Below are 1,650 nucleotides of genomic sequence, written 5' to 3' on the forward strand. Positions count from 1 at the left end.
TTTTTCATCAGCAGAACTAGAAACCCAAAACCGAGATTTGGTGACCCATGCTAATGACTTCTTAACTGATGAAGACAGTGGCTTCCCGGTTTTCTTAGAACCCGAAGCTGTGCAACTACTTAGTTTTTGGTGCCGTACCCCACAACAAATGCGGCGCTTCATTGGCATTATCTTAAATGCTAAGTACCGAGTTGAGAAAGATCACAAAGATATTGGGGTTCTAATCCCACTGGACGATGAAGAACTTAAACCTTTGATGACTAAAGCCTTGAGACGCTACTTTAACGCCCTAAGAAGCAATGAAAAGCACATTAAAAACGTGGAGAACTACTTGTATGGCACAATGCAAAACTTATTTGGTGTTTGGTGGAATAAACAAGCGGCTAGAGAATATGCGGCCAAACACCCCGAAGAACAGAACACTGACAATGAGCGTTCTTGGAATTGAACGCCGTATAAGTTCATTTAAGCCGTTTTAAGTGTTACATGCATAATTATATTAAAACCGCTTTAAAATCGCTTAGAAGCAAAAATAGACACCTTGAGTGGCTGAATTGGCGCTTGGTGGAATAAACAAGCGGCTAGAGAATATGCGGCCAAACACCCTAACGATGAGCGTGCTTAAAACTAAAAAGCTATATAAGGCCGTTTAAGCGGTTTTAAACAGATAGAGCATAATTATATTAAACGAGTTTTAAAATGCGCTTACGGGCACTTTAGGAACGTTGTATAAGTGCCATTGCGGAAAGGACAGCAAACTTAAATTCACAACTTTTAAAGAAGCAGGCTAATTGAGATGGTACTCAAAGATTAGTATAATGTGAGTAGTAATAAAGGGGGGCGAGAAAATCATGGCAGTTAAGGAAAAGAAACGCGTACAAGTCCAGATTGACAAAGAATTGGCAGATAATACCGAAGCCGTTTTAAGCCAGTTAGGTCTAAACCCAACTACCGCGATCAATATGTTTTATAAGCGGATCGTAGCTGACGCAGCATTACCGTTTAAACCAGCCCTGAGCGAAGCCGAAAGAGCTAATTTAAGCCTTTTAAAGGCTACCAAAGAGACACCAGTAACAGAGTTCAAAGATGCTAAAAAAGTCGCTGATTGGCTCAATGATCCAGATGAGGACTAATGGCTTATCAGATTAAATAAATTAATAACTTGGAAGTGTGATGAACATGAAAGATACAATCACAATTAATGACTTTTTTGAAATTGCAAAAGAAACTGATTTAAAAGATTTACTTGATAAGTCATTACATGAGCCAGATCCAGAAAAGCGCAAAGTATATGACGCTTTATATACCTACTTTTTAGATAAAAGGCAAGATGAGTTTATTAAGCGAAAGGACTTTGTCCGTTGATAGATAAACCCCAATATTACTTATCCAGAAAAGGTGCAAAAGCAGTTACAAAATTTTGCAGATCAAAACCCAGAAGTAAAGCCAAAAAACAATCCTGAAAATAAAAACGATCGGCCTAGTTATTAGGTTGATCGTTTTTTAATTTATCCGGTTTATGGGCGTTAACATAGTCAGCAAATATTTTTAAAAGTTCTTCGGTTTGTTCGACCGAGAGGTTATTAGCTTGGAAGTACTTTTCTAATAAAGCCCCTTTTTGAATTAATCGGCGAGAACGGGCTTTGCGGG

At 38.4% G+C, this 1,650-nt stretch carries 2 protein-coding genes and 2 pseudogenes; all 4 read left to right on the top strand.

What is annotated here, in order from left to right:
- A pseudogene (locus JCM11969_RS16615) lies at positions 1-448 on the top strand (replication initiator protein A); the annotation flags it as partial.
- Between the two features lie 403 nt (positions 449-851).
- The gene (locus JCM11969_RS16620; protein ID WP_054712998.1) at positions 852-1,133 is read left to right on the top strand and encodes a type II toxin-antitoxin system RelB/DinJ family antitoxin; all 282 of its coding nucleotides are present in this window, start codon (positions 852-854) and stop codon (positions 1,131-1,133) included.
- A gap of 46 nt (positions 1,134-1,179) precedes the next feature.
- Positions 1,180-1,365, top strand: coding sequence for a hypothetical protein (locus tag JCM11969_RS16625; RefSeq protein ID WP_054713000.1), 186 nt, complete (start codon positions 1,180-1,182; stop codon positions 1,363-1,365).
- Between the two features lie 3 nt (positions 1,366-1,368).
- Positions 1,369-1,491: pseudogene (locus JCM11969_RS17430) on the top strand (zeta toxin family protein); the annotation flags it as partial.
- Positions 1,492-1,650 lie beyond the last annotated feature (159 nt).

The organism is Secundilactobacillus paracollinoides DSM 15502 = JCM 11969 (assembly GCF_001311135.1).
Taxonomy (GTDB): domain Bacteria; phylum Bacillota; class Bacilli; order Lactobacillales; family Lactobacillaceae; genus Secundilactobacillus; species Secundilactobacillus paracollinoides.